Annotated in this window: 5 protein-coding genes; 2 read left to right on the top strand and 3 right to left on the bottom strand. The window is 50.1% G+C overall.

Annotation, left to right across the window (positions count from 1 at the left end):
* Window positions 1–51 precede the first annotated feature (51 nt).
* Window positions 52–336 carry an ABC transporter permease gene (locus tag Q0X25_RS06940; protein ID WP_298580433.1) on the bottom strand — a complete coding sequence of 95 codons (285 nt, stop codon included), beginning with the start codon at window positions 334–336 and terminating at the stop codon, window positions 52–54.
* Complete coding sequence (locus Q0X25_RS06935) at window positions 336–1,235, bottom strand: ABC transporter ATP-binding protein (protein WP_298580430.1); 900 nt, start codon at window positions 1,233–1,235, stop codon at window positions 336–338. The genes Q0X25_RS06940 and Q0X25_RS06935 overlap by 1 nt, the downstream gene beginning before the upstream one ends.
* A gap of 242 nt (window positions 1,236–1,477) precedes the next feature.
* Between Q0X25_RS06935 and Q0X25_RS06930 the strand changes: the two genes are divergently transcribed.
* Both Q0X25_RS06930 and Q0X25_RS06925 read left to right on the top strand, forming a co-directional pair.
* Entirely contained in the window at window positions 1,478–2,182 is a 705-nt protein-coding gene (locus Q0X25_RS06930) for a response regulator transcription factor (protein ID WP_298580427.1), read from the top strand.
* Complete coding sequence (locus Q0X25_RS06925; protein ID WP_298580425.1) at window positions 2,182–3,447, top strand: sensor histidine kinase KdpD; 1,266 nt, start codon at window positions 2,182–2,184, stop codon at window positions 3,445–3,447. Before Q0X25_RS06930 ends, Q0X25_RS06925 begins: the two co-directional genes overlap by 1 nt.
* Window positions 3,448–3,526: 79 nt before the next feature.
* Here the strand turns inward: Q0X25_RS06925 and Q0X25_RS06920 are convergent, their stop codons facing one another.
* Complete coding sequence (locus tag Q0X25_RS06920; protein WP_298580422.1) at window positions 3,527–5,194, bottom strand: hypothetical protein; 1,668 nt, start codon at window positions 5,192–5,194, stop codon at window positions 3,527–3,529.
* Between the last annotated feature and the right edge of the window lie 246 nt (window positions 5,195–5,440).

Genomic DNA, 5,440 nt, shown 5'->3' with positions numbered 1-5,440 from the left:
ATATTCAACTCTCAAAGTGCAGTAAACGCTTGCTTGTCTAAGGTTGAAACTTTAGCTTTCAGGTCTTGACTTCATATAGCTGGTCTCCTTTAGAGCCCGTGCCTCGTGATCAGTCTCACATGCTTGAGATGAAATAATTGCAGCAAATAGAGTCAAAACGATTGAGTTTACAATTGGAGCCATATAGAGCAGGGATGTTGTTCCGTCCGATGAGCCCTGGATAGTGCGTGCAGCACTGGGCGCCATCCATATAAGACAGAGCGCAGCAGTAGCAAAACAGATGAGCCATACTTTCTTGCGCCTGAGCTTCGCGAACTCAAGCATAAGCGCACGCATCACAGACCCCTCCTCTCTGTAAGAGCAAGGAAAAGGTCTTCGATACTCTCGCTACGTTCCTCAATCCGCACGACGCCAATGTCCGCCCGTGCCAGTGCGAGAGAAAGACGCGCTACCGTCACATCGTCGGCAAAAGGAGTCAGCAGCCAACCATCCTGTTTGGTGGCACCCAAGAGCACAGATGCTCGTTGGTCATCGGTCGTGCGAAAGGCTAGCTGTCGCTTGGCGCATGCCCTCAACTCCTGAAGGGAACCTTGCCACACCATATGGCCTCGACTAATGATACCCACCTGATCGGCCATCTGCTCAATCTCAGAAAGCAAATGACTCGAAACTAGGACCGTAGTGCCATGTGTCTGGGGTAGCCTACGGACGAGCGCACGCATTTCATGTATACCCTCGGGATCAAGGCCGTTAGTAGGTTCGTCAAGCAGTACCAATTTGGGATTGCCAAGCAGCGCTGCTGCAAGTCCTAAGCGCTGCTTCATGCCCAGTGAGAACTGACCCGCAAGCTTCTTGCCCGTATCGGCCAACCCCACCGTCTCGAGAGCCTCATCAATTGACGAAACGGGGAGTCCCTTGAGCCTGCGAATGATATCAAGGTTCTCGCGTGCTGTAAGATGACGGTAACAACTCGGATTCTCAATGAGTGAGCCCACACGTGCAAGAATCTCAAGGCGGTTTATTCTTCCCATGCGCTCACCCAACACGTCCACCTCTCCGGACGAAGGACGCACAAGACCCAAAATCATCTTCATGGTGGTGGACTTTCCTGCTCCGTTGGGGCCAAGAAAGCCATACACCGCTCCTTTTGGCACCCTAAGTTCGATGCCATCTACAACACGCGTGCCACTGTACGACTTACTCAGTGCATGCGTAGCGATTGCCAATTCGCTCATCTTTCCCCTTCCTCGCTTCTCTTTCTACGCAGCTTAAAAAGACCTGCCAACTATCTGAATCTTGTGAGAAAAGCAAACCTATCGATTAGCTATCCAAATCGCCATTTCAAGGCTAGAATCCGCAAATTTCACCTCGCTTTCCCCGACCTTTCATTTAGCTTTCATTTTTTGAGTAAGAAGGATGTCCTAAGAAAGCCCCTCTTACTGCTAGGTTAAAATGCAGGAAAACAGGGGGTAAGCGCATGAGAGATATATACGAGGCGCGGATACTGGTGGTGGAGGACGATCCCACCCTTCGCGCACAATTGCTCGGACTTCTTGGTCGCGAGGGATACCGCGATGTGCATGGGAGTGCTACCGTGGCGGACGCCCTCTTCCTCGCCAGCACCTGGCAGCCACATATCTACCTGCTTGACGTGATGTTGCCTGATGGCAACGGTTTTGATCTTTTACGTCGCCTGCACGAGACGAGCGATGCACCCGCGCTGTTCCTCTCCGCCCGCGATGAGGATGCCAGCCGACTACGAGGTTTGGGATTAGGCGCCGATGATTATGTAACCAAGCCATTCTTACCCGCCGAGCTTTTGCTACGAATAGCTGCCATATTACGTCGCAGTTATCGTCTACCCGAAGTACTTCCTACAATCGTGCTGGGAAAGACTAAAGTTGATTTGTCCACAGGTGAAGTACATCGTGGTGGTAGCGCGGTGGCAACCCTCACTGCCAAGGAGCATGCCCTCATCAAGCGCTTATCCGAGAGTCGTGGCCTTATCGTGACGACCGACGAACTGTGCCACAGCGTCTATGGAGATGAATTTGGCTATGCCAATGCTCTTGCAATCCTAATGCGCCGCCTGCGCGAGAAGGTTGAGGATGATCCTTCACGCCCATACTGGGTGGTTACGGTACGCGGCTTGGGCTATCGCCTGGTGAACGAGGATACATAATGAAGAGGCTAGCGCGTACACACATGCAAAATGGTCTGAGTGTTGTCGCATCCTGTATCATTGGCGCCGCAGTCATCCTCATCGTTAATGTCCTCATCGTGGCTGCGGTCACCTTGACATTTTTCCTCACAGGTGCAAACGATACTGGTCCAACCGCCACAGAGGTATCTCAAGCACTCACTAAACGAGGGAGTACATATACTCTCTCTGCGAATATGGTGCGAGACCTACGCAAGCGCAACTGCTGGGCTTTGCTTATCAATAAAGATGGACAGCTAGCCTGGGGTCTTGATGTACCCGATGATGTACCAACAAGCTATACCCCTGCTGATGTCGCATCTTTTGCACGCTGGTACTTAAACGACTATCCCGTATCCGTTTGGAGACACGGTGAGGGGCTGGTAGTGGTAGGACTGCCAAAGAACTCGGTGTGGAAATACTCCTTCACATCGAGCTTTGCGGTATTAGGTGGAGATATTCTACTCATCGTTGCACTTTTCTTTGCCGATCTGAGTGTGCTTGTCGTGCTCGCATGGCTATTTGCCCGTCGATCATGGAAACGGCGCGATGATGCACGCAATGAATGGGTGGCGGCGGTTTCCCACGACGTACGTACACCGCTTGCGGCGGTTGTTACCGATGCAAGTGAACTATTAGAAAGTCCTCATCTTGATAACGCAGAGCGGGTGCGCACTAAGCGCATTGTGACAAAGTCACAAGAAACAGCAGCGCTGCTTGCCGATCTCAACACGGCAAATCGTTTACGTTACTCCATGGAGCCAGTTGATACCTGCAACGTGCATCTCGCAGCAGTTGCACGCTTGGTGGTAGCAAGTTTCTTAGACGAGAAAACGGGCGATTGCGAACTAGAGCTGGCTGTAGCACCCGCAGCTGAAGGTGTCTGCATACGTGGCAACGAGGCACTCTTAAAGCGCATGCTATCAAACCTCATAGGCAACAGCATCCGGCACAATCCACAGGGCTGCCATGTAACTGTATCGCTTGATATACGCACAGGATTGCTTGGATTGGCATTCGGACAACGCTGCATGCTCTCCGTGAGCGATGACGGGCATGGATTTGGGGATGTGTTGCTCTCGACACTTAAGAAGAAGTCGAGTGACGAGCTCCCCGAACACGGACTGGGACTTGTTATCGTGCAACGCATTGCTACAGCCCATGGTGGACGAGCAAGCTTCGCGAACAATGAGGGCTGCGGGTGTACTTGTACCGTGGAGCTACCAATTGCCGTGCGACGAACGTAAAGCATGGAGAGGTTGCAGTGAAGTAATAGAGACGCGGTATTGCAGCCTCTTCCATAGCTTTCATCTTTATCTGACGTTTTTAAAATGCAATCGCGCAAGCCGATCCTATGAGCAATACGACAAAAAGAAGGGCAAAAAGGGGCAATTCACGTAGTATGTCCAACACGGTATGCAGGATAGTGCCAAACAGGGAACCTTTAACACGAGAGTTTCTTGTATCAAAAGGACCAAAGCTGCCATCAGGCATGATGCGGCGAAATATGGGGAAGTCAAATACCAGCCTTCGACCAGCCTTTGTCCCAGCAAGAATCATCAAAAAGAGGCCAATGCAATACCATGCAGCGCCATAGCCAATATCAAAATTCGCAAACAACTCCGACGAAGCTCTACTGTCCGAAGCAACTTGAATAAGACGAATCAACGCTGCGAGCACCACAGGTGCAAATAGTGCAAAAAGACTCAAACAGATGAGCATCATCACACGGGGAGGTGTATAAAAACGCAGATCAACAGGCACCCAGGCATCCTGCTGACGCTCAAAAAGCACAGGTGGCGCTACAGATGCTTTGAGTTGCTTATCATCATTACTGGTGACGTAGCGAAGTGTATTGCCATCGCGCTCTGCACTAACAACACCATTGTCATAAATAACATGCGTTCCGCTTGTGTCGCGATCTTGCCCAAGTACCCCAAAGAAAAGAATTCCTGCGACTCCAGCAACAGCTGCCGACATACCTATCCATTCGTACCAAATCTCGTATACCCCGCGGAATAAATACAGCATAACGAGCAGCACTACAAATGTTGCCAGTCCTGCTTCGATTGCCCATTTGTAGTCATATTTGTACCGCTTGGTGTTTATCGCAACGCGTCCAGTCTGACCATTCACGGCAGCAAGTGTTGCTTTTCCCTTCTTTATAAAATAGAGGGGCAAAAGCGTGGTGGTATTTAGCATGTTGTCGATAGATGGTGTAATACCAACTCCTTGTGTACCAAACTTTTTTGCAAAGATAGGTGAATAGTCATGACGTACTTCTTCGGCAATGCGTTTTTTGAGCTCTGCCTCACTCACATCCTGTAACTTTACTTTCTGCCCCGCAATCCAACCGAATTCAAACTCACGAATGCCTGATGAGTCAAAAGGCTCAACGGCATCAAGTAGTTCGTTATCAAGGTTACTTACCGTATTGACCGGCGTATCCTTAAGCTCGCCAGCGCAATGATAAATGCGTTCGGAGTTGTCCTGAGAAACATCGCATACAACAGAACCTGCAATATATTGGTAAGGCAGATAAGCTCCCTTGAGGTTGGAGATTCTCGTCCTAAGCTTGCGAGCTTCAGGAGTGCTTGCGTGAGAGTCGCACCATGCAGTAAGCTGTGCCGCTGCCTCGGCCTTTGTAAGAGCAAAAGGAATGATAGTCCAAGGCATATTGCTAGCATCTGTAAACTCAGATCGCACGAGCTTGCCTCCGCAATAGTCGCAGATGCCTCCTGCTTCACCTTCTTCTACCGAAATTTCGGCTCCACAGTTGGGGCAGTTGTAAACTACGCGCGGATACTCGCGTGCCTCTAGTGCCACACGTTGCTCACCAGTTTTCTGGCGCGCCTTAAAACTAGCAAGAGCATCGCCCACAGAGTCAACGTTTCCGCAGTACGTACAACGATACGATTGCGTCATGATGTCAAAGTCGGCCTGTTGTCCACATGAGGAACATTTGATAAGGAAAGGGGACTGCTCACGTGTCATATGAAAATCTCCTCACTAGATTGGCACCGTCACGCAATATATAAGGCGAAGCCAAAACCAGTAGCTTCTACTTTTTTTAACAAGCGAAAAACGCTCTGTTGGACTTAACAGATTGACTTTGCTCACTCTAATTTAGATTAGATAGAGCAGAATTACTTTTTTTGAAGCAAAGCTGCGGAGAACTAGGCAGATGCAAGATTGCCGCTTTTAGCTACTCAAACCATAGATGGTTCAAGCTTCGACGCC

Source organism: uncultured Olegusella sp., assembly GCF_947253395.1.
Lineage (GTDB): Bacteria > Actinomycetota > Coriobacteriia > Coriobacteriales > Atopobiaceae > Olegusella.
Note: the sequence above shows the minus strand (reverse complement) of the source record. Positions and strands in the feature narration are given on the sequence as shown.

Bases quoted from the DNA above. Each gene is read 5' to 3' on its own strand.
- Q0X25_RS06925 (WP_298580425.1), top strand. From the start codon at position 2,182: ATGAAGAGGCTAGCGCGTACACACATGCAAAATGGTCTGAGTGTTGTC.
- Q0X25_RS06935 (WP_298580430.1), bottom strand. From the start codon at position 1,235: ATGAGCGAATTGGCAATCGCTACGCATGCACTGAGTAAGTCGTACAGT.
- Q0X25_RS06940 (WP_298580433.1), bottom strand. From the start codon at position 336: ATGCGTGCGCTTATGCTTGAGTTCGCGAAGCTCAGGCGCAAGAAAGTA.
- Q0X25_RS06930 (WP_298580427.1), top strand. From the start codon at position 1,478: ATGAGAGATATATACGAGGCGCGGATACTGGTGGTGGAGGACGATCCC.
- Q0X25_RS06920 (WP_298580422.1), bottom strand. From the start codon at position 5,194: ATGACACGTGAGCAGTCCCCTTTCCTTATCAAATGTTCCTCATGTGGA.